We start from the raw sequence: 24,403 nt of genomic DNA on the forward strand, positions 1-24,403 counted from the left end.
CGCCCCGAGCGGCTGTGTCAGGCTGGTGGGGGAGCACCGCCGAGATCGGGAGGCTCGTGATGGCCGAGATCAGGGTGAACGGGGTGTCGCTGCACTACGAGGCCCGTGGCGAGGGGCCCGGCGTCGTCCTGGTGCACGGCTCGTGGAGCGACGCCGACAGCTGGGCGCGCGTGATGCCGGGCCTGGCCGAGTCGACCACCGTCGTCGCCTACGACCGGCGGGGCCACAGCCGCAGTGAGGACCCGCTCACCCAGGGTTCGGTCCACGAGGACGCGGCCGACCTGGCCGGGCTGATCGACGGGCTCGGACTCGCGCCGGCGTTCGTCTGCGGGAACTCGTACGGTTCGCTGATCACGCTGCGGCTCGCCGCCGCCCGGCCCGACCTGCTGCGGGGGGATCGCCGTGCACGAGCCGCCCGGCGCCGGCATCCTGCTCGCCGACCCCGAGCTGAGGCCGGTCGCCACCGCGCTCGCCGACCGGATCACCGCCGTCCGGGAGCTGCTGGAGCAGGCCGAGTCGGCCGCGGCGGCGGAGCTGTTCGTGGAGACGGTCACCTTCGGGCCGGGGGCCTGGGCACAGCTGCCCGCGCCGGTGCGGCACACGTACGTGCGCAACGCGCCGACCTACCTGGACGAGCTGCGGGACCCGGACGCCCTGGACCTCGACCTGAACGCGTTGGCCCGCTTCACGGAACCGGCTCTACTCACGCAGAGTGACAACAGTCCGCCGATGTACGGCGAGGTGCTGGACATCATCGACCTCACCCTGTCGAAGGTGGAACGACACCTGTACCGGGGTGCCGGCCACGCACCGCACCTGTCGCAGCCGGAGGAATGGGTGCGGGTGGTGCTGCCGCGCGCCCTGGCGTGAGCCCCCACTCCGGGAGCGCGCCCGGCCCGTTGCGCGCTGGGGCGTAACGGGCCGGGCGTAACGGGCCGACCGCACGCGTCAGTTGGGCGAGGCGCCCCAGCCGTCGTCCGGGAGGGTGCGGTCCGGCTCGGGGCAGTCGGTGTGGTCGTAGCCCCACAGCAGGGCCTTGTTCAGCACCCAGTCGTCTGGCGGCGGCGCGTCATCATGGCCCTCGGGGGCCGCGTGGCCGTCGCGGGCCTGGTGGCCGTCGCGGTCGGTGAGGACGAACGCCACCCGGACCTCCTCGGCCACCGCCACCTCCAGGGTGCGCTGGTCGGGGACGTTCTCGTACGTCACGGTCTCCCAGCGGCAGCCGGCGGCGGTCAGCGCGGCGATCAGGGCCGACTCGGTGACGTGCGTGTCGAGCGTCAGCAACCCGCCACCGGCCAGCGGGAGTTCGAGTTCGCCGTGCCACACGGGCAGGGACAGCGACTGGAGCCGGCGGCAGTGGCAGAACACCGTCTGCACGTCGCCCCAGCTGAAGCCGTGCGGCCAGCGGGACTCGCGGTGGATCCGCCCGCCGTCCCAGGGATCGCCGTAGTGGCCGGCGAGTTCGGGCAGCGGGGCGTTGTAGCGCAGCCCGTCCGGACCGTCCAGGCCGCCGGTGGCCGCCAGCGCGGTGAGCCGCGCGAGGAAGTCCGTCATCCCAGGCACCCGCGCACCGCCTCGATCAGCCGGTTGGCGCGGGCGTCGCCGTGGCCGATCATCCGGTTGGCGACGTAGCCGAAGCCGACGCCGAACTCGTCGTCCCCGAAGGCGAACTGGCCGCCCGCGCCGTCGTTGCCGAAGCTGCGCGCGCCCAGCAGCGGGCGGAAGGCGGGGGAGTCGAGCAGCAGGCCGGAACCCCAGCGGGCGCCCATGTCGAAGCCCAGGAAGCCCGCGCCGGAGGAGACTTCGCGCACCGCGTCGGTGACGGTCTCGTGCGAGAGCAGGCGCGGGCCGCCGTCCAGGCCGGTGGCGGCGGCCGCGTACAGCCCCGCCAGCCCGGTGGCGGAGGCGACCGCGCCCGCGCCGGGCAGCTCGATCGCGTGCAGGGCCGGGTCGTTCCAGCCGTGCGGCACGTCCAGGCCGGGGAAGACCAGGGCGCCGTTCATCGTCACGATCCGGGTCAGCAGGTGCTCCGGGCCGGGCATCGGACGGCGGCCCTCCGCCTCCACCAGCCGGGCCAAGCGCGGGAGTTCACTCTCCGGCAGGCCGATCCGGACCGGCAGGCCGAGCGGCTCGGCGATCTCCTTGCGGAGGAACTCGCCCGGCGTGAGCCCGGTGATCCGGCGGATCACCTCGCCGACCGCGAAGCCCAGGACGTGGCCGTGGTACTCGTAGGCCGTGCCGGGCTCCCAGAGCGGCTCCTGCGCCTCGATCGCGCGGACGACGGGAGCCCAGCCGGCGATCTCCTCGAAGGACAGCACCGCGTCCAGGGCCGGGATGCCCGCGCGGTGGCCGAGGATCATGCGGGTGGTGATGTCCTGCTTGCCGTGGCGGGCGAACTCGGGCCAGTAGCGGGCGATCGGCGCGTCGAGGTCGAGGCGGCCCTGCTGGGCGAGCAGGTGGGCGCTGATGCTCACCGCGCCCTTGGCGCAGGAGAAGACCGGGACGACGGTGTCCTGCGTCCAGGCCCGGCCGGTGCGTTCGTCGGCCGTCCCGCCCCACAGCTCGACCACCTTGCGGCCGCCGGAGAACACCGTGACGGCGGCGCCGAGTTCGGGGAACTCGTCGAAGTTGCGGGCGAAGACGTCCGCCACGGCGCCGAACCGTTCGTCGGTCCAGCCCTGGTACTGCTGCATGGTGTTCCGCCCCGTTCCTTCGTTCACGTGGAGCCGCTGGCCCCAAGATCGTCGACCGGACCACGGTACGGCGTCGGGGCGGTCGGCACGACCGGTTTCCCACCCGGGCGGCGGTGGGGAGCCGGCGCCCGGGCGGTGGTCCGTCGCCCGCCGTCAGCTGCGGCCGGTGACGTAGAGGGGCTTCATGTCGACGGCCGTCGCGGTGGCGGTGTGCCCCAGGCCCTCGCGGGCGGCGTTGGTGAGCACGCCGGGGTCGGCCTCGGCGTGCTCGGCGAACAGGCCGCCGAGGCCCCGGGCGCGGGCGTACTCGGCCTTGGCGCGGACGGAGCGCGGGGTGTCGAGGGAGAGGAAGACGCCGGTGCTCGGGTTGTGGAGGTAGTCGGCGTCGGCGGAGATGTCCGTGTACAGCTCGAAGCCGTTGCGGCCCTCGCCCTGCTCCAGGTCGAGGTAGTTGCGCAGCACGTCGGCGTAGGTGCTCGTGCCGGGGGCGAAGGAGCCGACCGTCTGGCCCGACGCGGTGTCGTACGTGCCGCGCAGGGGCGAGCTGCGGGTGAGCCGGGCCCGCTTGGCGTTGCGGGTGGTGGTGGCGTAGCCGAGGTGGATGCGGTGCGGGGCCACGCCGGCGTGCTCGATCAGGTGGGTGACGGCGTTGTCGACGCAGTCCGTCTGGCTGCTGCTCGGGTCGCGGCGAAGCGAGGTGTGGTGCCCGAGCCCGGCGGACCAGGGGCTGCCGAAGAAGTCGAAGGACATCAGGTCCAGCCGGTCGGCGCCGGCCTCGACCAGGAGCGGGACGTTCATCGCGTCCAGTTGGGCGGCGGAGGCCGGCACCGCGACGGCGATCGTCGCGCTCCGGTCGGCGGCGGACAGCGCGGCCCTGGTCTCGCGGATGAGTTCGGCGAAGTTCCCGGCGTCCTCCGGGCCGTACCCCGCCTCCGGGGCGCCGGCCGAGCCGGGCCAGCGCCAGTCCAGGTGGAGGGTGGAGAACATCGGGAAGGCGCGGAAGATCCGTACCACGGACTGGGCGAACCGCCGCCGGGAGGCGGGCTCCTGGGCGATGGCGTGGAAGGCCTCGCTCAGGTCCCAGCCGCCGATGTGCAGTCCGACCGCGAGGTCCGGGTTGCGCTCCTTGAGGCGACGGGCGGCGCCCAGCAGGCCCTGGGCCTGCTGCTGGGTGAACAGGTCCTGGTAGTCGTTGGAGACCCAGCCGTCGAACCCGTAGCCGAGGTAGGCGGCCGCCGCGCTCCAGGCGTCGATGAAGGTCACGGCGCCGCGCTCGGAGGAGGCGATGCCGAAGTCCTGGGCGGCCTGGGCGGTGGCGGGCCCCAGGCTGCCCCGGCCGCCGACGAGGCCGACCAGGCCGAGGACGATCTCGTCGAAGGCGCCGTTCGCGGCCTCCAGCCGGGTCAGGTCCGCGCCCGGCCCGCCGGTGGGGCCTCCGCTGTCGTCGGTCAGGCGGCTGTCGTAGGCCCAGGTGGTGTCCAGGAAGCCGGACACGGTCTGCTCGCCGCTGCGCCGGTAGGTGTTGAAGGCGGGCTTGGCGACCCGGCAGGGGGTGAAGGAGAGCTTCGAGTCCTCCCGCGCCGGGTCGAAGCCGTTCATCTCGTACGTGCGCTCGGCCGCGTCCACCGCCTGGCCGTTGAGGCCGGGGTCGGACGGGTACACCAGCTCGCTCATGACAGTTCTCCCTGCATCGCGCTAGCGGAAAGTGCCCGGTGTGGTGCCGGGCGTGACCGTGCTTGAGCAGGGTAGTGACCGGATCGGGCGATGCGGGCGGGTTCGGGTGAACTAGTTGACGAGACGTCAGGGGCGCGGTAGCCGGCTCTGTACTCGCAAAGCTACGGTCCTGTCGCCGCTGCTCTGGACGCACGTGAACCTGTATGGTTCTCTCGCCGAACTGGCGAGAGAACCATACAGGTTCGAGCTCGACACGAACCCCCGCCTGGACCTCGGCCCTCGCATCACCGTGCCCGGACAGCAGGTGGCCGAGGAAGCGCCGGTGGCAGGCCAACAGCCCGCACGTCGAAGGGCGGCCCCGGCCTGGACAGCCGGGACCGCCCTTCGACGTACTCGGTGTTGCCGCCTACGCGGCGACCAGGTGCTGTTCGGCACCAGCCTCGATCACCGTCACGCAGGTGGTGAATGCCCCGTCTGGCTGCTTCCACGGGTCGGGGACGTCGTGGCCTTCGAGGTAGAGCGCCAGTTTCGGCGCGGTGCCGGCGTCGGCGAGTTCGCGCAGCGCGTCCAGGACGGCGCCGTCCATGGCGAGCACGACATCGGCCCAGTCGAGGAGTTCGGAGCTGACCTGGACGCCCCGGTGGCCGGTGAGGTCGTAGCCGGCGCGGGCGGCGGCAGCGACCATGGTCGGGTGGGCGCCCTCGCCGAGGTGCCAGTTCCTGATGGCGGCGGCCCGGGTCTCGACCGCCGGCCCGCCGTGGTGTGCGAGGACGGCGGCGGCGAGCGGGGCCCGGCAGTGGCCGCCCTTGCAGACCGTCAGGAGCCTTCGGGGCCGCCGAGCCTGGCCGTCGGCGCTCACCGGGCCGACACCTTCTCGACCTCGATGGCGAGCACGCCGAGGGCTTCCTTCTCGGCAGGGAAGATCTCCCGGATCGCCTGAAGCTGTTCGGCGCGTCCGGCGGTCGGGTTGATGGCTTCGGCGCGCTCGTGGTCGAACATCTCGTCAAAGCTGTTGTAGCGGCTGACGCGCTTGACCCGGGTGAGGGTGTTCTCGTCGCGGCAGGTGAAGCGGATCTGGTCGCCGGCCTTGATCCGCAGCATCGAGGTGTAGGCGACGCGGACCTCGATCGTCTTGGAGCCGTTGGCGATGAGGTCGTAGTACCGCTTGTAGATCGGCATGTCGCGGGCGCGGGTGGCGGTGGCGAGGTTGGCAGGGCGCGAGGTCATGAGTCGTCCTAACTCTTGAGCGGTGAAGGAGCGGAAGAAGTGCTTGGGGTCGGCCAGCAGGCCGCCGACGAGCCACAGGAGCGCGTCCACATAACCGTCGGTGGTGCCGGGCCAGTCGGTGGTGGAGAGCATCCAGGGCTCGACGCCGGGGAAGTCGGAAGGTCCCCCGGCGGCTCGTATCAGGGACTTGGAGAGCTTGCCACCGGAGTCGGAGAGCACCTGCGGCGTGAAGATCCGCACCGGCATGCCGCCGGCCGGGGTGCCCAGCGTGGCGAGCGCGCCGTCCACGAGCTGGCATCCGAACGCCCAGTCGCCGCCCTTGAGCATCACGTGCAGCGTGGTGGTGTCCCGGGCGAAGCTGCGTTCCTTGACCAGGTTGCGGTAGAGCGTGGCCAGGTCGAGGTAGCCGCCGTCGACGGGGTCGATGCACAGCTCGTAGCTGCCGTGGTCGTGGCAGACCGCGGTGAAGATGGCGCCGGCGTCGTCCAGCCGGGCCAGGCGGGTGCGCTCGGCGCGCTTCTCCGCCCAGCCGCAGGCGGGGCAGGGCAGGCGGGTGTGGACGACGCCGGTGGACGGGTTGAGCCACCACCGCAGGTCGTCCAGCACCTCCAGGGTGCGCAGGAACTCCGCGCGGAACGCGGGACTCGCCTGCTGGTCGGTGTAGGTCTCGGTGGCGTACTCGACGTCGGTGGCGTCGCTCAGCGAGTCGAAGAAGGGCCGGTAGTAGCCCCCGATCAGGTCGGTGACGCCGTCCTTGCCCAGCGCGTGGAAGTAGGTCTGCTGGTAGGCATGGTGGGTCTCGGGGTCGAGGGTGATGTCGTAGGGCGCGTTGTCCAGCGCCGAGAACCGGACCGCCGTGTCCACCCTGAAGGTACGGCGGGCCTGCTGGGCGAGGAGGAACGCGCTCGACTGGACGAGGTTGGTTCCCAGGTGCGGTGCGCCGTTGATCTGCGTGCCGACGACGAACTCGATCCGGGCCGGGCGCATGGCCTGCACGCGGGGACGGATCATGTCGACGGTGCGCAGGAGAGCGTTCGCGAGGACGCTGTTCGGGGAGATCAGGGTCGGTGCTGTGTGCTCGGGCATCGCGGGTGGTTCTCCTCTACATCGGCAGACGGAGGTTGGCGCGGATGAACTCCAGGCGGGCCGACGCCTCGTCGGCGGGGACGAACACCGGCTCGTAGCCGGCGTCGTAGTAGCCCTGGACGATCAGCTCGTGGACCCGGCTGATCTCGCGGTCCTTGGCGAACACCACGTCGCTCTCGTCCTCGAACGTGGACAGCGGGTCCAGGACGAACACGGTGTCGTAGCGGTAGATCCGGGTGGCCTCCTCCAGCTCCGGGTACGGGGAGAGGCCGAAGAACCGGTCCCAGCCGTAGCCGTCGGGGATGCCCCGGTTGTAGAACCGCAGGCCCGCCTTGTGCGCGCAGTACTCGTCCACGAACGCCCGCAGAACCTCGCGGGAGTAGTCGCGCCGGTCGCCGACCTCCAGGTGGCGGCCCAGACGCTCGCGGTGCGCGCGGTAGATCTCGCGTGCCGGCTCGCCCTCGGTGGCCGGCAGGCCGGCCGCGGCGATGGCCTCGAAGATGGCTTCCTTGCCGGCACTGGGGCCGCCGGTGATGACGTAGCGGCGAGCCGTGCCCTTGGGACTGTCGTGCGGGGTGCTCACAGGGCCGTCTCCTCTTCCTCGGGACCGGCGGTCAGCGCGGTCCGCCACGTGGTCAGCAGGTCCACGCCGCCGGGGGCCGCGTGGACGGCGAGCATGAACAGGTGGGTACCGGCTGCTGACGCCGCGTCGGTGACCAACGCGGTTTCGATCGGCGAGAGCTTCGGGGTCCAGCCGGCGAGCGCCGCCAGCTCGTGCGGGGCGGCTTCGCCGTCGGGCAGCAACGCGGCGCCGTAGGCCGCGCGGTAGCGGCGGGCCTCGGCCTGCAACTGGCCGTAGCGCCACAGCGCCGAGTCGGAGGCCGCGGTGGCCTCGCCCTGGTCGCCCATGCTGGCCTGACGCTCGACGGCGAGCAGTTCGGCCCGCAGCCCGTACACGCACGCCCACAGCCTCGTGAGGGCTTCCTCGTGCTCGGAGGCCTCCCAGGCGAAGACGTCGCGCGGCAGCAGCCGGCGGCGCCGGCCGGGGCGGACCGGTGGCGGGGACGCCCAGGGCTTCAACTGGGCAGCGGCGTCCCGCTCCAGCGCGTGGGCGAGCGCGGTGAGGAGCTGCGGCTCGACCCGCTTGCGAAAGTGGTGGACCTCGCGGTCCGCCGCCGTCGCCGCGGCTTCGCGGCGAAGAGTCAGGTTCGAGCCCGCCACGGCGGGCGGCAGGCCGAACAGGGCTTTCGCCGGCCCGCGCAGCCCTTCCGGCTCCAGCCGTGCCAGGACGCGACGCAGCACCCAGTCGAGCGCTTCGGTGCGGGCGGCTGGACTGGTGTCCTCCCCGGCCCTCGCGGTGACGCTCGCCAGCGCGGTCAGCCGTGGCCAGTCGCCGCCCGGCTCCAACGGCAGGCCCTTACGGGCCAGCAGGCGCAGTTCTTCGGTCAGGCCGGACGCTTCACGTTCGGCCAGGGAAGCGGATCGTTGTTCGACGGCGGTCGTCATGATCGGTGGCTCACCCCTTCCTCGGTGTGAGGAATCCAGTGAAGCACCGGTGCCCAGAAAGAGCCCAGTAGTGTGCCCAGAAAACACCCAGTCTGGTGAAGGGAGTTGACGCTACGTCGATTATTTTCGCGTCGGGCGTCAAGAGCCTTCGTTGAACGAAGGTCGCCGACTCGAGATCGAAAATACCGCCGTGCTGCACGAGCGCCTGGACACCATCACCCGGGCAGGCGGCAGGTGTTCCACGTCTTCGCCGCCCTGGCCGAGTTCATTCCCCCGACCGGCCACCCGCCGTACGCGCGCACCCTGAGAAGCGCATCGTGCTGATGATCCGACCGCACGGCCGTCGCGCAACGAGTCGCGACAGCACCAGGGCCCGGCCGTGGCGGACGGGCCCTGGTGGGGTGGTGGTGCGGTGGGCTCAGGCGGTGAAGCGGGGGTCGCGGGCTTCGATGGCCTGGACGAAGGCGGTCCATTCGGCCTGGTCGAAGGCGAGGTGGGGGCGGCCGGGGTTCTTGTCGTCGCCGAGCCAGACGTCGCCGTTGGGGAAGCGGGCGATGATCACGCAGTTGCCATTGGAGTCGCCGGAGAAGGGGGACTTGGTCCAGTCGGCGTCGGCGGGGTTGTGATCGTAGGGGTCGTGCCGGTCGGGCATGTGGGCCTCCCGGTGGCCAGTTAGGCGGTGAAGCGGGGGTCGCGGGCTTCGATGGCCTGGATGAAGGCGGTCCATTCGGCCTGGTCGAAGGCGAGGTGGGGGCGGTTCGGGTTTTTGTCGTCGCCGAGCCAGATGTCGCCGTTGTCGAAGCGCGCGATGATGACGCAACTGCCGTTGTCGTCCCCGGAGAAGGGGGACTTGACCCAGGCGGCAGAGGCGGGATCGTGGTTGTACGGGTCGCGCTTTTCGGTCACGTCAACTCTTCCAACTTGCGCTCAAGGGCTGCGATGGTCTCCTCTGGAGACAGCGCGCACCGCTTGACTCGGGCGAATGCCCGCTCGGCTCGCCGCACATCGCGTCCGGTTCTACGCGGGAGCATACCTCCGACTGCTTCGACGAAGACGAAGCCGTCCTCGGGCTCGTCCGGGAACCGCATGAGAACAAGCCCCGAGGTGAGAATGCCTTGGCGTCCAGCGCTCAGGGGAACCATGTGCACTGCGACGTTGGGGTACTGGGCTACCTTGATCGTGTGGCGAATCTGGTCAGTGAGCACTTTCTGGTCACCGGCTACCAGGAGAGCCACTTCGCCGAAGTATGCCTCGAAGTTGAGAACCGGCTCCTTGATCAGCCTGCGCTGACGCAGTATCCGGACTTCGGTAGCAGTCTCGATCTGCTCCTCGTTGGGAGCGCTCAGACCCGCCGCGATCATTTCTTTCGCGTAGCCCTCGGTCTGGAGCAGTCCGGGAAACGCTGACAGGAAGTACTCCTGCATATGTGAAGCGTCAGACTCAAGCGCGAGATACTCGGCGAACGCAGCGGTGATCGAGTTGGCGAAGTCCAGATTGCGCCACCACTGTTTGGTTGGACCGTCACTGAGAAGGCTCTCGAAGTCCTCGCGCTCCTGGCCAGTGATGCCGTAGTGGTCCAGCAGCACCTTCAGGTCGGCGCCGCTGATCTGCTGGTGGGCACGCTCGATTCTGCTGAGGCGAGCGGCGTTCCAACCCTTCAGGCCCTCCGTGACCTCGGTCAAGGTCTTGTTGTTGTACAGCCTCCAGTTGCGCAGCTCGTCGCCGAGGCGGATCTGCCTGATCGCTGACAGGTCCTTGCTCAAGTGGCGCCCCTCCCTCTGAGTGTGGGTCCAGTCTCGCCATGATGCGCAGGTGGCTCAACTCGTTTCAAGATCCACGGAATTGTTGTGGCGTTCGGGTTGCAGGTTCGAATTGACATGCCCCACACTCACTGTGACCGCACGAACACGCCACTGAAGGTGTGGGGTGACTCATGTCCACCTTGCGTAACCCGGTCCTCCGAACCTGGGAGACCACCCTCACCGAGCACGAGACCTCGGTCCGTACCGCCCGCCGCCTGGTCCGTGACCAGCTCACCTCCTGGGGCTGGGTCGGTGACCCGGTCGACGACCTCGTCCTCATCGCCTCCGAGTTCGTGACCAACGCCGTCGTCCACGCCTGTCACGGCGACGGCGAAGTCCGGCTCTACCTCCAGGAGTTCGACGGCGACTGCCGCCTCGAAGTCTGGGACCCCCGCAGCGACCTCCCGCTCCTGGAGCGGCGTCCGGGCCGTTTCAACGAGTGCGGCCGCGGGATCGAACTCGCCCGCCGGCTCGCCGTCGACTTCGGGGTGGTCGCGCGGTGCGGCACGGGCAAGCGCGTCTGGGCGCGCGTCCTCCGTACCGCGAACAGCAACGTTCCCTCGCCCGAAAGTTGAGCGTCATCAAGCTCGCCACCACGGCTGCGATCACCGCCGCCAGCCTCGCCCTCGCCTGCTTCGCCTCGGACCTCGTTCCGCCGCGCGAGCCGGCCACCGCCGACGTCGTCTGGTGGACCACCCTGGCCGCCGCCCTGATGACCGGCATCAACCGCCACAGCGACAACTCCGACGACGACAACGACTGAACCGAGGCCGCTCACCCCATGACGACCATGCACCCCGCCGCCATCGCCTTCCGCGACCCGGCGGCCCTCCGCGCCCGCTGCGACATCGGCAACGTCCGCAGAGTTCACGGCGAGCCCGACTACGAGAACGGAGCCGTCGTCCCCGCCGGCGACTGGTCCCCGCTCCCCGAGGACCACCCCGAGCGCTACGCGCCGGGCCCCTTCACCAAGGACAGCGGCCTGGTCGAGTTCTTCCGCCTCCCTGGGACCGTCACCGACGTCCACACCGTCGCCGCGCTCGTCGACCTCCTCGGCGATCCGCTGCACGTCGCCCTGGACGAGGCCGACGACCCGCCCGGCGAGCTGGTCACCCACCGGTTGCCCGAGAACGGCCTGTGCCTCGGCCTGCATGTCGACAACCACCAGAACCTGCCGTACCCGGACCGCGACACCGCCCGCCGCCGCCTCTGCGTCAACCTCGGCCCCGGCAGCCGCTACCTCCTGCTCGCGGACACCGACATCAAGTCCATCTGCCGTACCGTCCACGACCGTTACGAGACCCACTGCCCCCACACCGACGACCTGCGGATGTTCGTCGCCCTGCGCAAGCCGCTCAAGCTGCTGCGGGTCCGCATCGACCCGGGGGAGGGCTGGCTCGCCCCGACCGCCGTGCTGCCGTACGACGAGTCCACGGAAGGTGTGGAAGGTCAGGGCCGGTGGTCCACCACCGCGTCCTGGCTCGGCCACTGGGGGCGCGACCTCTTCGACCCGCTGATCTGATCGCGCGCCGATCACTCTCCGCACACACCCCGATCGGTGGGGCGGGCGCGGGCCGCACCGTTGCGCACTTTGGAGCGCGGCAAATCCGAGGGGCGCGCAAGAGGTACCACGCGCCTTTGTTCGCGCCCCTTTACGGTCGAGAACCCTCGCGTGCCCGGCCTCGACGATCCGGGGCTGCCAGCGACTATCTGACCGCGCGTTCGGGCAGGCTCGGGCGGACACCGATCGAAGGAGGCCGTGATGGCCGCAGTGCACGAATCCGTACTCGACGCGATCGGCGGGACACCGCTGTTCCGCCTCGCCCGGCTCGGCGCCGGGCTGCCCGCGCCGATCTACGCCAAGGCCGAGTTCCTCAACATCGGCGGCAGCGTCAAGGACCGCGCCGCGCTGTCCATGGTGCTGGCCGCCGAACGGGACGGCCTGCTGCGGCCGGGCGGGACGATCGTCGAGGCGACCTCCGGCAACACCGGCATCGGGCTGACCATCGTCGGGCGGCAGCGCGGCTACCGGGTGATCGCCGGGGTGTCCGACAAGTCGGCGCCCGAGAAGTCCGACATCCTGCGGGCGTACGGCGCCGAGGTGGTGCTCGCCCCGACGGCCGTGCCCGCCGAGGACCCGGCGCACCTGTTCAACGTCGTGCAGCGGCTGGTGGAGGAGATCCCCGGCGCCTGGCTCGCCAACCAGTACGACAACCTGGCCAATCCTGACGCCCATGTGCGCACCACCGGTCCCGAGATCTGGGAGCAGACCGGCGGCCGGGTGACCCACTTCGTCGCGGGCGTCGGCACCGGCGGGACCGTCACCGGCACCGGCGGGTACCTCCGGCAGGTGTCCGGCGGCTCCGTGACCGTGATCGGCGCCGACCCGGAGTCCTCGATGTACGGGGGCGGGGACGGCAGCCCGTGGTTCGTCGAGAGCATCGGGCACTTCCTCCACCCCGGCACCGTCGAGGACCGCTGGCCGCAGGCCTACCGCTCGGAGGTGGTGGACGCCTTCGAGCGCATCCCGGACCGCGAGTCGCTGCTGACGGCCCGTCGGCTCGCCCGCGAGGAGGGCATCCTGGCCGGTCCTTCCTCGGGCACGGCGGTGGCGGCGGCGCTGCGGGTCGCGCGGCGGCTCGGGCCGGACGACCTGGTCGTGGTGCTGCTGCCGGACTCCGGGCGGTCCTACCTGTCCAAGGTGCACAGCGACGACTGGATGCGACAGTGGGGATTTCTGGAGGAGTCGGAGGCGGAGTCGGAGTCGGCGAACAGCCTTCGGTCGCTGCTCGCCGGGGCCGGCCCGCTGGTCGCGGTCGACGCCGGCGCGACGGTCGGCGAGGCACTGGAGACGCTGCGCGCCGTGCCCGACGGGGTGGCGCCGGTGGTGCTTGCGCGGGCGGCGAGGCCGTACGGGGTGAGCGCGACGGAGGTGGTCGGCTCGGTGTCGCGGGCGGTGCTGGCGGCTGCGCTCGCGGACGGCGGCGCCAAGCCGGGCGATCCGTTGGGCGGTCCGTCGGGTGAATCGCCGGGTGATTCGCCGGGTGGTCCGTTGGGCGCACTGCTCGGGCCGGCGCTGCCGGCGGTGGGCGTCGGGCAGTCGCCGGCCGAGGCGCGGGCGGCGCTGGGGGGCGCGCACGAGGCCGTGTTGGTGCTGGTCGACGGGCGGGCGGTGGCGGTGCTGTCGCGGGCGCGGCTTGGGGGCGGGGCTTGAGGGCGCGGTTTGGGGGCGGGGCCTGAGGGCGGGGCCGTTCGGCGGGCTCAGCGGGCTCAGCGGGGCGTCGGCGGGGCCAGGATGGCCGTGATCACCCGGTCCAGCGAGCGGTCGAAGGCGGCGTCCGGATCGGAGGGCGGTCCGGACGCCGCGAACGCCTGGGCCAGGTGCGGGTATTCGCCGCTCATGGCGGCCCGGGTGAGGTAACCGACCAGCTCCGCCTGCCACTTGGCGCCTGAGGCCGCCGTCTGCTCGTACTGGGCGTACTGGCAGACGAAGCCGTTGAACAGGGCCATGGCCTCCATCCGGGCGCCGCCGTCCAGGCCGGTGGAGGCGGTGACGGCGAGGAAGTGGTCGGTGTAGCGCAGGGCGTTGGGGCCGATGCCCGGGCGGGCGAGCACCAGGGCCGGCAGCCAGGGGTGGCGGCGGAAGATGGCGAGTTGCTGGCGGGCGAGCGCCGCCAGGTCGGCGCGGACGTCGCCGCTCGGCGCGGCCGGCAGCTCGTACTCGGCGGTGACGGCGTCGAGCATGAGGTCGAGCAGGTGCTCCTTCTTCGGCACGTAGTTGTAGAGCGACATGGTGCCCGCCCCGAGGGCGGCCGCGACCCGGCGCATGGAGGCGGCGTCCAGGCCCTCCGCGTCGGCGATCTCGACGGCCGCGGCGGCGATGGACGTCCGGCTGTGGGCCGGTTTCGGTCCGCGGCCGGTGCGTTCGGGGCGCAGCCAGATCAGTTCGGGCGCCTCGGGGGCGGCCGGGCGCTCGCTGGTGCTGGGGGGTTCGTTGGACGGCACTGGGTGATCACCTCGCCCCCCATCTTAGATACGTACGACGTACGTAGTAGCATCTGACCCACGCTTCTACGTACGCTGTACCTAGAGAAGGGGCAGAGCCATGTCCGACACCGCCCGACCCGCCATCGAGATGGCAGGCGTGGAGAAACGATTCGGGACCACCGAGGCCCTCCGCGGCCTCGACCTCGCCGTTCCCGCCGGCACCGTCTGCGGGTTGCTCGGCCCCAACGGCGCCGGCAAGACCACCGCCGTCCGCGTCCTCGCCACCCTCGTCGCCCCAGACCGGGGCACCGTCCGCGTCGCCGGCCACGACGTCGTCAGCGCCGCCGAGGACGTCCGCCGGGCCATCGGCCTCGCCGGGCAGTACGCCGCCGTCGACGAGGGCATCACCGGGCGCGACAACCTCCACCTGTTCGGTCGGCTGCACCGCCTCGGCGCCCGCCGCGCCCGTGCCCGCGCCGACGAACTGCTCGAACGCTTCGACCTCACCGAGGCCGGCGACCGGCTCGTCCGCACCTACTCCGGCGGCATGCGCCGGCGCCTCGACCTCATCGCCAGCCTGGTCACCAGCCCCCCGGTGCTCTTCCTCGACGAGCCGACCACCGGGCTCGACCCGCGCAGCCGTCAGGAAATCTGGGACACCGTCAAGGAGTTGGCCGACGGGGGCACCACCGTGCTGCTCACCACCCAGTACCTGGAGGAGGCCGACCGGCTCGCCGACGACATCGTCGTCGTCGATCACGGCGCCGCCATCGCCACCGGCCCACCGGCCCGGCTCAAGGCCGCGATCGGCAGTCAGCTGTCCGTCACCCTCGCCGACCCGGCCCAACTCGCCGCCGCCGCCGTGGTGCTGTCCACCCTCTCGGGCGGCGACGCGCACGTGGACGCGGCCGAACGGACCGTGACGGTGCTGACCCAGCCCGGCGTGTCCGTCCTGCTGCCCTCGCTGGTACGGGAGTTGGACACCGTCGGGATCACCGCCGAGGACGCCGCCGTACGGGCCCCCTCGCTGGACGACGTGTTCCTCGCGCTCACCCGCGAATCCGCCGAAACCCTGAGGAGGGCCGCCTGATGGCCGCCGTGTACGCCCCCGCGCCGATGCCGTCCCGCCCCGCCCGGCTGGCCGTCGACACCTGGACGTCGATGCTCCGCATCCTCCTCAACTACCGCCACTCGCCAGGCCTGTTGGCCGCCTCGCTGGGCGTCCCCGTGATCATGGTGGTGGTCTTCGGGTACGTCTTCGGCAGCGCCATGCGGATCCCGGGCGGCGGCGACTACCGCGAGTTCCTGATGCCCGGCCTGTTCGCCATGGTCGCCACCAACGGCGTCATGGTGACCATGGTCGGCGCCGCCCGCGACGTCGGCCGCGGCATCACCGACCGGCTGCGCTCCATGCCCGTCTCCCGCACCGGACTGCTGCTCGGGCAGACCCTCGCCGACCTGCTGGTCAGCGTCGTCGTCCTGACCCTCCTCGCGCTCGTCGGCCTCGCCGCCGGCTGGCGCGTGCGCGAGGGCGCCGGGGACGCGGCGGGCGCGTTCGCCCTGCTGCTGCTCTTCCGCTTCGTGATGACCTGGGTCGGCACCTGCCTCGGCCTGGCCATCGGCAAGGAGGACGCCGCCGGCCAACTCTCCGTCGCGGTCTTCCCGATCGCGATGGTCACCAACGCCTACGTCCCCACCGGCGGCATGCCCGGGTGGCTGCGGGTCGTCGCCGACTGGAACCCGGTCAGCGCCGTCGTCCAGGCCTGCCGCGAACTTTTCGGCAACCCCTCGGCGGCCGGCGACGCCTGGCCCATGCAGCACGCCGTCCTCGCCTCGGTGCTCTGGAGCGGTCTGCTGCTCGCGCTCTGCATGCCGCTCGCCGTACGGAAGTTCGCGACGCACGGGCGCTGATCGGGGCGGTCGGTCGTTCATCCGTCCGTCCGTCCGTCCGTAAGTCCGTCCGCTCACCCGTTTCGTCTGACGGAATGTGCTGGACACCGCTGCCGGTACGGTCGAAGGTGGGCGCCATGGAGTACACCCACCTCGGCCGCACCGGCCTGACCGTCTCCCGACTCTGCCTGGGCACCATGAACTTCGGCCCCCACACCGAGGAGTCCGAGGCCCACCGCATCATGGACACCGCCCACGAGCGGGGCATCAACTTCTTCGACACCGCCAACGCCTACGGCCGCGACAGCGAGGGCAACCTCAGGGGCCGGACCGAGGAGATCATCGGCCGCTGGTTCGCCCAGGGCGGCGGCCGCCGCGAACGCACCGTCCTCGCCACCAAGGTGTACGGGCCGATGGGTGACTGGCCCAACGAGGGCAAGCTCTCCGCCCTCGCCATCCGCCGCGCCGTCGAGGCCAGCCTGCGGCGCCTGAACACCGACCACATCGACCTCTACCAGATGCACCACATCGACCGGGACACGCCCTGGGAGGAGATCTGGCAGGCGATGGAGGTCCTGGTCGCCCAGGGTAAGATCATCTACGTCGGCTCCAGCAACTTCGCCGGCTGGCACCTCGCCCAGGCCCAGGAGGCCGCCCGCTCCCGCCACTTCCTCGGCCTGGTGAGCGAACAGTCGCTCTACAACCTCCTCGACCGCACCATCGAACTGGAGGTCATCCCCGCCCTCCAGCACTACGGCCTCGGCCTGCTGCCCTGGTCCCCGCTGCGCAGCGGCCTCCTCGGCGGCATCCTCCGCAAGGAACGCGAAGGCACCCGCGTCCGCGGCGCCCTGCCCCAGGCCGACGCACTCCTCGCCACCCACCGCGACCGCCTCCAGGCCTACGAGGACCTCGCCGCCGACCTCGGCACCGAGCCCGCCGACCTCGCCCTAGCCTGGCTCCTCACCCGCCCCGCCGTCACCGCCCCCATCATCGGCCCCCGCACCCCCGCCCACCTCGACGCCGCCGTCGCCGCCCTCGACCTGAAGCTCGACCAGAAGACCCTCGACCGCCTCGACGAACTCTTCCCCGGCCACCAGCCGGCCCCGGAGGACTACGCCTGGTAGCCGCGCACGGGCGCTGTCCTGCCCCGGCGGTACGACCGGGGCAGGACAGCGGGGCAGGACATCGGCGAGGTCAACCGGCGCCGTTCGAGGAGGCGTCGGGCCAGTCGGTCAGGCCCAGCTGCGGCCATCTCGTCGCCGGTACCCTCCGGTTAGTCGATGGCCCGGGGCACGGCAGTGTGTGGACCGAACCCGAGTCGAGGACGCAGTACGACGACCAGCTCGCTGCCCGCGCCTCACCTGGGTCGACCAGCGTCACGGCCCAGAGCAGCACGCTGTCGTCCCCGGGCAGGCGGTCGACGGCGGATCCTGCGAGGAGGATGGCATTGGGCCCTCCGCCGGCGAACCCGGGATCGGTCAGTAGGAGGCCACCTGTGGACGGGTCGGTGAAGTCCAGATGGTGGCCGGTCCAGTGACCCCTGAGCGCCTCCGTGAGCCGGCGGCTTGGGACGGGCTGGGAGACCGGGTCGGCGAAGCGCCCGTACGCCGGCGGCCCGGCTTGGCTCCCCGGGTGATTGACGACGGTCGGCAGCGGGGCAGACCAGTCGACGCGCGGCACGCCGAACTCGGGTCGGGTGTAGTACTCCGCCAGGAAGCTGTGGCCCGGCCAGCTCTCCAGGGGCCGCAGCCGCCTCGGCACGCCGTCGCCCTGCGTCAACGCCCCGCTGAGTGCGCTCCGTGGCACCAGGTGTGACTCGACCCGCAGCACGGGAGGGATCCGGGGGATCCGGTGCGCGGGCGAGGCATGCCGCCAGGAGTCGGTGAGGCGGATGATGTGCGGCGGTAGATGCAGACGTGGCAGATCCTCCTTCGGCTGGTCCTCCTCGCTGCGCAGGTGGTGGAGGCCGTTGAGCAGCAGCCATGGTGCGCCGGTGGGATCGGAACGGATGAGCACTTCTGTCAGAGCTGCCGGAGGTCCGACCGTCGAGGCCCGCGCCTCGGCGGCCGAGAATGGCGGTGTCCACCAGTTCTCTGATCGTGCAAGGGTGTTGAGACGGGTTCTCCACCTTGCGCCAAGAGTCGGATCGACGGCGCGCCGACAGTATCGGGCCTCCTCCTGTTCTTCCGGATCCGGCGGGGACGCCGTCTGCAGGACACGGGTGGCCTGTTCGGCGAACCACTCCTGTTGAGCACGCTGGAGGGCCTTGGCCACGGCGGGGCTGGAGGTGTCGAACTCCCCGGCGTCGGTTCTGTGGAGAAGTCGGCTGGGCAGTCCGAGGGTGAGGAACCACGCCCGAGAGGCCAGCCAGGACTGACGGGGCCTCGGGCTTTCTTCCTCGAACGGACACCAGGAGAGCGTCGAGGCCGCCCGCGCGATGATTCGGCTGCCGAAGGGGAGGACCGCTACACGCGGGCGGCGCAGAGGGACGGCGGGGAAGGTGCTGTCTGCGATGGCGTCCGGGCGGAGCACCCCCCGGACGGCGAGGACCGCGTCGTGGATGCGCAGGTGCGGCCAAGCGATCGCACGCGTGATCGCAGCTGTGATCGGATCCGTGATCCGGTGGTCCGAGCCCGTGGGCGAGCTGCGGGCGAGGGCCCCGTATGCGGCGAGCCAAGTCGCCTCCGCCACGAGTTCGTCCCGGTGGTGGCCCGATCGGGTGAGCTGTCGGCCGATCAGTTCCGGCCGGTTCACCCAGAGGTCCGCCGCCGTGCGAATGCAGGCGTCGCGGAAGCTGTGGTGGCCGACGCCGGAGAGCCAGAGCAGCAGAGAGGTGACCTCTTCGACCACTGCGTCGCCCCGAGGGCCGATGGATTCGGCCCAGTGGACGAGCCTTCGGAGAAGGGCGATTCCGTTCGGATCGGCGAGGAGGTCGACGATGGGCCCCGCGAATCGGCGCTCAAACCGGCTACGGCGCCAGGCGGTCAGCTGATCCTGCAGGAACTCCACGCCCAGCGGGTGCTTGTGGCAGGTCGCGTTCACCAGGATGGAGTACAGCGCATTCGGGGCGGACCCGGGGTCGCGAAGCTGCCGGATCAGGAAGGCCCGGGATGAGCGGCCGGCCCGCTTCGGGTCCCGGCCCTCCAGTGACTCCAGAACCGCGCCGGCGACGAGGGACCGATGTCGACGGGGCACCAGGTCCGACAGCTCGGCGCCCTCGACGACATGCGGTGTCGCACCTGCCAGCGCCTCCAGCATCCTTTGGTGGTCGGCACGTTGGCCGGACTCCGGATCGCCGTCGCGCGCCCGGTGCGCCGCGTGAACGATCCGGGCGACGGCCCTGGAGGGACGTCGGCCACGAAGCAGGTTCACGGCTCGGACGTGTTCGGCGAACCGCTGGATCGCGAAGCGGACGTGCCGGGTGTTCGGATCCAGGGCCAGTACGCCCGCGTTCTCCAGCCAGCGCAGGAGCACGGCCGGATCGCTCAATCCGGGAGTGTCTGCCAGCACCTGGCAGGCTGCGCGGTATTCGAGGGTGCCCTCCTCTCCGACCTGCTCGGACAGGACCTCGCAGGCGAGGGTGACCAGGGGCGCCGGGGTCGGCGACGGACCGGCGCGGAGCGCGTGCGCCGCGTCCAGGTGTGCGGCGTAGTCGCCGTCGAGGATGAGCAGCCAGGACTGGAAGAGGTCGCCGACGGTCGGTGTGACGATCGGCCCAGGGGCCGGCTGAGGGGAGCGGTGCAGGCACCAGGCCAGCACGGCGAGCATCAGCGGTCGGCGCAGTTCGGAGACGTCCGGCGGGAGCAGCAGTTCCGGGAGCCCGTACATGTCCTGGTACACCCGCCAGGCCTGGCCTGGGCGGGAGATCCCGGGATTCCAGAGGAAGCCATGAACCCGGGTGACGGCCGCCTCCGAGGTGCCCACGGGGCCGGCCGGCCGGGTGTCCATCCGGACGGTGCCGACCAGTGTCACCAGTGGGTAGCGCCGCACCAGTTCGGCCAGGGAGGCGAACGCCGTCCGGACGTCCCCGTGCAGGCAGCGGACCTCGTTCAACGCGTCGATTGCGAGCACGGCGCGACGGCCGGTCAGCAGGGCCTGTTGTTGGAGGGCCGCGAGCAGGTCGCGCAGGCCGTGGGCCCGGGTGCCGGGTGAGACCCGATGGGGGAGTTGGGCCTCGAAAGCCTCGTCCGGACCGAACTCGTGTCCACAGACGAAGGCCGTGGGCGCGCCGTCCGTGATGCGTTCCTGGACCCAGCCGCCCAGCCCGTAGGACTTGCCGGTTCCCCAACCGCCGCCGACGAGGAGGGCGCCGGTCTGTCGGGCCGCGAGGGCGGGGTCGTCGCATACGGTCCGGAGCCGGTGCCCGCAGGTCTGGAGGTCGTCGAGCGCGGCGAGCAGACGGCCCACGGAAGCGCGTTGCACGTACGGGAGCGAGTCGAACGGTTTGGCGGCGCACACGGCGGCCAGCAGCTCGTCGTACATGGCGGTGATGCTCTCGGTCACCCGGCCGCAGAGTTGGAGCACCTGGTCGATCTGTCTGCGAACGGACTGCGGGTCGGTTCGGCCCTCCGTGTTGAGCAGGTTCGCGGTCGCGTCCAGCTGTTCGGCGCAGAGGGCGCGGTCGCTGTCGGAACGGGTCCATCTCCGGCCGGCCTGCGCTGCCGGACCGGCGGACGGTGCGGGCAGGTCGTCGAGCGCCGGGCGCCAGCCATCCCATACCCGAAGGACGGATGCGGTCTCGGCAAGCCGGTTCGCGAGTGCCGAAGGGTCGTCGAGCTCGGCGAGGGCGTCGGACAGGAAGGTGGCGAGCGGCGGAGGCTGGATGTCGACCCGTCCCCGATGGCGGCGAACGGTGCGGGCGGCGGCCGCGGCGTGCCGGTGAAGGTCGGACAGCCGCAGGTAGGCGGGGTCGAAGTACGCCGGAATGGCCTCCTCGGCGAGCGATACGAGGGCGCGCTCGATATCGCTTCTGGTGTAGGCGAGGAACCGCATGGGCGAACCGGGGCGCGCACGGTCGACCTGCGCCGCCCACCGCTCGGCCGCGGCCCGCCACTGCTTCGTGCCAGGTGCGGCGCCTCCCCCGGCGGTGAGGTCCTGCGGGAGGAAGACCAGGAGGTCGGTGAGGTCAGGGTGGTGGGTGAGGGCCGATTTGATGGACTCGTCCACGGCACCGAGCGCGGAGCTCAGTTTTCCGTGGTACTTCGCCTGGATCCCGACCATCCGACCGTCCGCGAGCCGCGCGCAGGCCTCCAGTCCGCCGTCCGGGGGCCGGAGAGCCAGCAGCGTCCCGGCGATGGCGGGGGCGAAGTCGCGTTCGAGGATCGCGGGGAAGAGATGGACGCAGAGCTTCTCGAACACCTGGGCCGGTGCGGCCCCGAGGTCGCTACGGAGCCGGGTGAGATCTACTCCGAGAGGCAATTCGCAGTCCTTTCCGCGGAGCTTGGCCTGTGGAGGGGGACGGCGCGGGGAACCGACGGCCCCCGCGCCTCAGGTCACGCCAGAGAACGGGCGATGCGGTCCCAGGTCTCGACCTGGGCCATGGCATCGGTGACGAGGTCGAGCGCGGCGGCGATGTCTCGGCCCGGCCCGTGGAGAGTGGGAGCGGTGGTGGTGAGCCAGTCCAGGGTGATGCGGAGGAGCCGGAGGGTTTCGAGAGCCTCGCGGGCGAACCGGGACATGTCGGTGAGCTGGCGTGCGACGTCACGGTTCTGGATGTTGTCGCGGGTCTGTGGATGGTGGTCGAGTCTGCTGAGCGCGGTGTGTACGGCGGCATCGATGTCGGGGATCAGTGCGGCGAACTCCGCAGCGCAGGACCTGAGTTCCACGGCGGGGCGGGCGATCGCGGTGCTGAGGCGTTCGGCTGCCGTGCCGTCCGGTGCGGTGGCCAGGTCCGGCACGAGCTCCTCGGCGAGCGCGGCGATGTCGTTCACCAGCCCGGTGACCGCCTTGAGGCCCTCGGTCAGTGGGGGCATGGTCGTCTGGAACGTGGCGAAGAGGTTGGTCGGGGTGGTGACGGCGGTCGGCGTCGGCTCCTGCCGGGAACGGAGGCCGAGCAGGATCCGCACGGGGAGGAACGGCGTGAAGCCGTCCCGGAGGGCTCGGACCAGTGCGCCCTGGAGATCCCGGCGGGCGTGTGCGAGACCGGTCTCGGATCGCTCGAACACGACCCTGCCAGTGCGTGGAAGGCCGGGCGGTTGCCGATTGCGTTCACCGATCTGGAGGGTGGGCCGCCCGGTGGTGTGGCGCAGGCCGAGCTCGTACATGACGGACGGCCTGCCGTCGGTCACGTCGGCGATGACGATATCGGCCCCGAGTACCTGCCGGTAGCGCAGCTCGTCCGGCTGGGCAGGGTCCGAGCGGAGTGGCCGGAGACCGAGGGCGGCACAGGCGGGGCGGACGATCCGCTGGTAGACCTCCAGGCCGGCGTCGTACGCGTTGCGGTCCCCGGCGGGACCGATCACGACACAGGTCAGGTGGCCCTGGGAAGGCTCCGGGACACTGGGCTTGGGTACCGTGGCCGCAGCGATCATGCGAGGTCCTTCCAGCTGAGCCCCGGGAGCGGTGGCGCAATTGTCAGGTGGGACAAGTCATCCTCATAGATGGGGAGTTCATCGATGCCGAGGGCGCTGAGCAGTCCGACGGTGGGCACCCGGTAGCGGTGCCCGGCGCGGACCACCGGGCAGGGGAAGACTCCGCGGTGAACGAGGTTGTAAGCGGTGCCCAGACAGATGCCGAACGCGCGCGCGGCGGTCCGCAGGTCGACGGCCAGCGGGAGCCCGAACAGCTCGGGGAAGGTGAGTGCCCCCTGGGCGTGGGTGGTCATCGGTCGGCCCCCGCCGGGCGGAGGGGGAGCGTCCCGAGCCGCGGGCCCCGGCGGCGCCGATGGGCGTGCTGGACGACCTCGCGCAGGCCGAGATGGTCGGCGAGTTCGCCGAGCCGCGCGCCCTCGATCGCCGAGCGGGAGGAGAGGCGCAGCGGTGCGGTCAGGCCGTCCGGGCGGTCCGGCGAGGTGATCGCGAGATCCCACAGGTCCTCGGTCGACTCCGAGGTGCGGGCGTCGGCCACCGCGACGATGTCCTCGACCGGCCGTCCGCCCGAGGCCGAGCGGCGGGCGAAGTCCCATCCCCGGCGGCCCGCAGCCTTGAGCAGCTGCGGGCCGACGTCGGGGTCGTCCGGGGAGACCTCGGCCAGCCGTTCGATCAGGGCGAGCATGACCTCGGATTCGACATCGCGCCGGTCCGCGCCCAGCCGGGCGGAGGCCTGGCGGGCGACCCGCTGAAGCCGAGGCAGGGCGAGCCAGACCACGGCCTCGACCCACCCGGCTACCTCCGTCGAACCGATGGCCATGGCCAGCGAGTCGTGCTGAGCGAGTGCGACGGCACGACGCCAGATCTCGCGGCGCAGCGACTCGTCAACCGGCTGCTCGTACAGGGCTGCGCGCGCCTGCGGCAGCTCGAGGAGGCGGGTTGCTCCGCCGACCTCGACCTGGAGAGCGTTCGGCCGCAAATGGGTGGCGCTGGTCACCCGCTGGTGGATGACGTCGAGCACACTGTTGTACGTGATCAGAGCCATGGGGCGGTTCCTCCAGTCGAACGGTGCGGGTCGATGTAGGGCTTGAGCGCCGAGTGAAAGCGGTTGATCGCTCGGGAAAGCCTTCCGACTTCCCTGGGCGGCTGGTGTGGGGCGCTGTCGGGGGCGATGAGGAGGTTGCCTGAGGGGGTGGGGATGTACAGCCACGCCCGACGGGCGAACTCCTTGTCGGGGACGGTCGCCAGGATGCGGCGGAACCGGTCGGGGTGCAGGCCGGTGTGCCGGGACACGACCGCGTCCTCGTACACCCGGTCGGAGACGATCGCCACCAGGTGCGTCGTCTCCTCGCTGGCCTTGGCCAGGACGGCCTTGACCTCCTGGGAGTCGAGCAGTCGGTGCAGTTCGTTCCTCGCGGGCCCGTTCCCCTCGCCGGGTACGCCTTCGGGCGCCACGTGGCCGGAGTGGACGCTGACCCGCATCCGCAGTCGGACGTGGCCCGAATCGGCGTTGTGCTTGGCGAGTTTCTCGTCGAGGCGGTCGAGGAAGGGGTGGACGACGAATCCCAGCAGTGTGGGATCGAAGCCGAACGTGACCCCGTCGCCGGAGTTGACGGTGAACCGCTTTGTGGTCCGGAGGTCGTCGAGGCCGGCTGCGGTGAGGGCGGCGTCCAGGATCTCCTCAAGGTAGGCACTGACCGGCGCGTGGACGGCGCCGGGCAAACTGGTGAAGCCCTTCAGGTCGACGCAGAGCAGGCCGGAGAGCGGCGGCAGGGGCCGACTGACGATGCCGGGGAGTGACGGGGGTTCGGGCATGGCGGTCTCCAGGAACGCAAGGTTCGGCGGTCGCCGGGCTGACGACGAAGAGTCTGCGGTCGGCCGGCGAGGATTAGGGGGCCCGCGACCCCTTAGCGGTGTGTCCTGCGCCACACCTCGTTCGTGGCCGGCGAAGGGGCGCGGCAGGGTAGCAGCCGGTGCCGGGCGGATCGCGCCTCATGCGCCAACTCGTCCT

General features: G+C 71.5%; 25 protein-coding genes. 9 read left to right on the plus strand and 16 right to left on the minus strand.

Annotated elements, in window-relative coordinates:
* Positions 1-59: 59 nt before the first annotated feature.
* Together AC07AL_RS17390 and AC07AL_RS17395 are read left to right on the plus strand one after the other, a co-directional pair.
* Positions 60-716, plus strand: coding sequence for an alpha/beta fold hydrolase (locus tag AC07AL_RS17390; protein WP_478317740.1), 657 nt, complete (start codon positions 60-62; stop codon positions 714-716).
* A 13-nt stretch (positions 717-729) separates the two neighbouring features.
* Entirely contained in the window at positions 730-870 is a 141-nt protein-coding gene (locus AC07AL_RS17395) for a hypothetical protein (RefSeq protein WP_478317741.1), read from the plus strand.
* Between the two features lie 78 nt (positions 871-948).
* Here the strand turns inward: AC07AL_RS17395 and AC07AL_RS17400 are convergent, their stop codons facing one another.
* From AC07AL_RS17400 to AC07AL_RS17445, 10 genes are all read right to left on the minus strand, one after another.
* Positions 949-1,554 (minus strand): hypothetical protein, encoded by a 606-nt coding sequence (locus AC07AL_RS17400; protein ID WP_400986403.1) that lies wholly within the window; start codon positions 1,552-1,554, stop codon positions 949-951.
* Positions 1,551-2,693, minus strand: coding sequence for a serine hydrolase domain-containing protein (locus tag AC07AL_RS17405; RefSeq protein ID WP_400803536.1), 1,143 nt, complete (start codon positions 2,691-2,693; stop codon positions 1,551-1,553). Before AC07AL_RS17405 ends, AC07AL_RS17400 begins: the two co-directional genes overlap by 4 nt.
* Positions 2,694-2,846: 153 nt before the next feature.
* Complete coding sequence (locus tag AC07AL_RS17410; protein ID WP_478317742.1) at positions 2,847-4,367, minus strand: glycosyl hydrolase family 18 protein; 1,521 nt, start codon at positions 4,365-4,367, stop codon at positions 2,847-2,849.
* Positions 4,368-4,773: 406 nt separating this feature from the next.
* On the minus strand, positions 4,774-5,226 hold the full coding sequence (locus AC07AL_RS17415) for an arsenate reductase/protein-tyrosine-phosphatase family protein (protein ID WP_363618326.1): 453 nt from the start codon (positions 5,224-5,226) through the stop codon (positions 4,774-4,776).
* The gene (locus tag AC07AL_RS17420; protein ID WP_363618328.1) at positions 5,223-6,680 is read right to left on the minus strand and encodes an ASCH domain-containing protein; all 1,458 of its coding nucleotides are present in this window, start codon (positions 6,678-6,680) and stop codon (positions 5,223-5,225) included. The genes AC07AL_RS17415 and AC07AL_RS17420 overlap by 4 nt, the downstream gene beginning before the upstream one ends.
* A 16-nt stretch (positions 6,681-6,696) precedes the next feature.
* Positions 6,697-7,263: an AAA family ATPase gene (locus tag AC07AL_RS17425; RefSeq protein WP_363618330.1), complete on the minus strand. Its 567-nt coding sequence runs from the start codon at positions 7,261-7,263 to the stop codon at positions 6,697-6,699.
* On the minus strand, positions 7,260-8,186 hold the full coding sequence (locus AC07AL_RS17430; protein ID WP_363618332.1) for a hypothetical protein: 927 nt from the start codon (positions 8,184-8,186) through the stop codon (positions 7,260-7,262). The genes AC07AL_RS17425 and AC07AL_RS17430 overlap by 4 nt, the downstream gene beginning before the upstream one ends.
* A 418-nt stretch (positions 8,187-8,604) precedes the next feature.
* Positions 8,605-8,838 carry a DUF397 domain-containing protein gene (locus AC07AL_RS17435; protein WP_363618334.1) on the minus strand — a complete coding sequence of 78 codons (234 nt, stop codon included), beginning with the start codon at positions 8,836-8,838 and terminating at the stop codon, positions 8,605-8,607.
* 20 nt (positions 8,839-8,858) lie between these two features.
* Positions 8,859-9,092: a DUF397 domain-containing protein gene (locus AC07AL_RS17440; protein WP_363618336.1), complete on the minus strand. Its 234-nt coding sequence runs from the start codon at positions 9,090-9,092 to the stop codon at positions 8,859-8,861.
* A complete protein-coding gene (locus AC07AL_RS17445) occupies positions 9,089-9,949 on the minus strand; it encodes a helix-turn-helix domain-containing protein (protein WP_363618338.1) in 861 nt (286 codons plus the stop codon). The genes AC07AL_RS17440 and AC07AL_RS17445 overlap by 4 nt, the downstream gene beginning before the upstream one ends.
* 170 nt (positions 9,950-10,119) lie before the next feature.
* On the opposite strand from AC07AL_RS17445, the gene AC07AL_RS17450 reads away from it, so the two are divergent.
* From AC07AL_RS17450 to AC07AL_RS17465, 4 genes are all read left to right on the plus strand, one after another.
* A complete protein-coding gene (locus AC07AL_RS17450) occupies positions 10,120-10,563 on the plus strand; it encodes an ATP-binding protein (RefSeq protein WP_363618340.1) in 444 nt (147 codons plus the stop codon).
* A complete protein-coding gene (locus AC07AL_RS17455) occupies positions 10,560-10,751 on the plus strand; it encodes a hypothetical protein (protein WP_350887235.1) in 192 nt (63 codons plus the stop codon). The genes AC07AL_RS17450 and AC07AL_RS17455 overlap by 4 nt, the downstream gene beginning before the upstream one ends.
* Before the next feature lie 18 nt (positions 10,752-10,769).
* Complete coding sequence (locus tag AC07AL_RS17460; RefSeq protein WP_478317743.1) at positions 10,770-11,510, plus strand: hypothetical protein; 741 nt, start codon at positions 10,770-10,772, stop codon at positions 11,508-11,510.
* A 240-nt stretch (positions 11,511-11,750) separates the two neighbouring features.
* Complete coding sequence (locus tag AC07AL_RS17465) at positions 11,751-13,202, plus strand: PLP-dependent cysteine synthase family protein (protein ID WP_478317744.1); 1,452 nt, start codon at positions 11,751-11,753, stop codon at positions 13,200-13,202.
* A 56-nt stretch (positions 13,203-13,258) separates the two neighbouring features.
* Here AC07AL_RS17465 and AC07AL_RS17470 read toward each other — a convergent pair whose 3' ends face one another.
* Positions 13,259-13,993, minus strand: coding sequence for a TetR/AcrR family transcriptional regulator (locus tag AC07AL_RS17470; protein ID WP_363583190.1), 735 nt, complete (start codon positions 13,991-13,993; stop codon positions 13,259-13,261).
* A 100-nt stretch (positions 13,994-14,093) separates the two neighbouring features.
* Here AC07AL_RS17470 and AC07AL_RS17475 point away from each other — a divergent pair, with 100 nt between their 5' ends.
* The 3 genes from AC07AL_RS17475 to AC07AL_RS17485 all read left to right on the plus strand — a co-directional run bounded on the left by AC07AL_RS17475 (position 14,094) and on the right by AC07AL_RS17485 (position 16,989).
* Positions 14,094-15,065, plus strand: a complete 972-nt coding sequence (locus AC07AL_RS17475) for an ATP-binding cassette domain-containing protein (RefSeq protein WP_363627496.1) — start codon at positions 14,094-14,096, stop codon at positions 15,063-15,065.
* Positions 15,065-15,886: an ABC transporter permease gene (locus AC07AL_RS17480; protein ID WP_363583194.1), complete on the plus strand. Its 822-nt coding sequence runs from the start codon at positions 15,065-15,067 to the stop codon at positions 15,884-15,886. Before AC07AL_RS17475 ends, AC07AL_RS17480 begins: the two co-directional genes overlap by 1 nt.
* A 116-nt stretch (positions 15,887-16,002) precedes the next feature.
* Positions 16,003-16,989, plus strand: a complete 987-nt coding sequence (locus AC07AL_RS17485) for an aldo/keto reductase (RefSeq protein ID WP_363583196.1) — start codon at positions 16,003-16,005, stop codon at positions 16,987-16,989.
* A gap of 70 nt (positions 16,990-17,059) precedes the next feature.
* Here the strand turns inward: AC07AL_RS17485 and AC07AL_RS17490 are convergent, their stop codons facing one another.
* The 5 genes from AC07AL_RS17490 to AC07AL_RS17510 form a co-directional block, all read right to left on the minus strand.
* A complete protein-coding gene (locus AC07AL_RS17490) occupies positions 17,060-21,283 on the minus strand; it encodes a hypothetical protein (protein WP_478317746.1) in 4,224 nt (1,407 codons plus the stop codon).
* Between the two features lie 74 nt (positions 21,284-21,357).
* Positions 21,358-22,395 carry a hypothetical protein gene (locus AC07AL_RS17495; RefSeq protein WP_478317747.1) on the minus strand — a complete coding sequence of 346 codons (1,038 nt, stop codon included), beginning with the start codon at positions 22,393-22,395 and terminating at the stop codon, positions 21,358-21,360.
* Entirely contained in the window at positions 22,392-22,688 is a 297-nt protein-coding gene (locus AC07AL_RS17500) for a DNA-binding protein (RefSeq protein WP_363583201.1), read from the minus strand. Before AC07AL_RS17500 ends, AC07AL_RS17495 begins: the two co-directional genes overlap by 4 nt.
* A complete protein-coding gene (locus tag AC07AL_RS17505; RefSeq protein ID WP_478317748.1) occupies positions 22,685-23,437 on the minus strand; it encodes a hypothetical protein in 753 nt (250 codons plus the stop codon). Before AC07AL_RS17505 ends, AC07AL_RS17500 begins: the two co-directional genes overlap by 4 nt.
* The gene (locus tag AC07AL_RS17510) at positions 23,428-24,207 is read right to left on the minus strand and encodes a hypothetical protein (protein ID WP_478317749.1); all 780 of its coding nucleotides are present in this window, start codon (positions 24,205-24,207) and stop codon (positions 23,428-23,430) included. The genes AC07AL_RS17505 and AC07AL_RS17510 overlap by 10 nt, the downstream gene beginning before the upstream one ends.
* Positions 24,208-24,403 lie beyond the last annotated feature (196 nt).

The organism is Kitasatospora sp. NPDC043949 (genome assembly GCF_056435365.1).

Coding starts and splice junctions, on each gene's coding strand:
- AC07AL_RS17495 (WP_478317747.1), bottom strand. CDS start 22,395: ATGATCGCTGCGGCCACGGTACCCAAGCCCAGTGTCCCGGAGCCTTCC.
- AC07AL_RS17410 (WP_478317742.1), bottom strand. CDS start 4,367: ATGAGCGAGCTGGTGTACCCGTCCGACCCCGGCCTCAACGGCCAGGCG.
- AC07AL_RS17505 (WP_478317748.1), bottom strand. CDS start 23,437: ATGGCTCTGATCACGTACAACAGTGTGCTCGACGTCATCCACCAGCGG.
- AC07AL_RS17405 (WP_400803536.1), bottom strand. CDS start 2,693: ATGCAGCAGTACCAGGGCTGGACCGACGAACGGTTCGGCGCCGTGGCG.
- AC07AL_RS17500 (WP_363583201.1), bottom strand. CDS start 22,688: ATGACCACCCACGCCCAGGGGGCACTCACCTTCCCCGAGCTGTTCGGG.
- AC07AL_RS17400 (WP_400986403.1), bottom strand. CDS start 1,554: ATGACGGACTTCCTCGCGCGGCTCACCGCGCTGGCGGCCACCGGCGGC.
- AC07AL_RS17420 (WP_363618328.1), bottom strand. CDS start 6,680: ATGCCCGAGCACACAGCACCGACCCTGATCTCCCCGAACAGCGTCCTC.
- AC07AL_RS17480 (WP_363583194.1), top strand. CDS start 15,065: ATGGCCGCCGTGTACGCCCCCGCGCCGATGCCGTCCCGCCCCGCCCGG.
- AC07AL_RS17510 (WP_478317749.1), bottom strand. CDS start 24,207: ATGCCCGAACCCCCGTCACTCCCCGGCATCGTCAGTCGGCCCCTGCCG.
- AC07AL_RS17395 (WP_478317741.1), top strand. CDS start 730: ATGTACGGCGAGGTGCTGGACATCATCGACCTCACCCTGTCGAAGGTG.
- AC07AL_RS17485 (WP_363583196.1), top strand. CDS start 16,003: ATGGAGTACACCCACCTCGGCCGCACCGGCCTGACCGTCTCCCGACTC.
- AC07AL_RS17450 (WP_363618340.1), top strand. CDS start 10,120: ATGTCCACCTTGCGTAACCCGGTCCTCCGAACCTGGGAGACCACCCTC.
- AC07AL_RS17430 (WP_363618332.1), bottom strand. CDS start 8,186: ATGACGACCGCCGTCGAACAACGATCCGCTTCCCTGGCCGAACGTGAA.
- AC07AL_RS17435 (WP_363618334.1), bottom strand. CDS start 8,838: ATGCCCGACCGGCACGACCCCTACGATCACAACCCCGCCGACGCCGAC.
- AC07AL_RS17475 (WP_363627496.1), top strand. CDS start 14,094: ATGTCCGACACCGCCCGACCCGCCATCGAGATGGCAGGCGTGGAGAAA.
- AC07AL_RS17465 (WP_478317744.1), top strand. CDS start 11,751: ATGGCCGCAGTGCACGAATCCGTACTCGACGCGATCGGCGGGACACCG.
- AC07AL_RS17460 (WP_478317743.1), top strand. CDS start 10,770: ATGACGACCATGCACCCCGCCGCCATCGCCTTCCGCGACCCGGCGGCC.
- AC07AL_RS17390 (WP_478317740.1), top strand. CDS start 60: ATGGCCGAGATCAGGGTGAACGGGGTGTCGCTGCACTACGAGGCCCGT.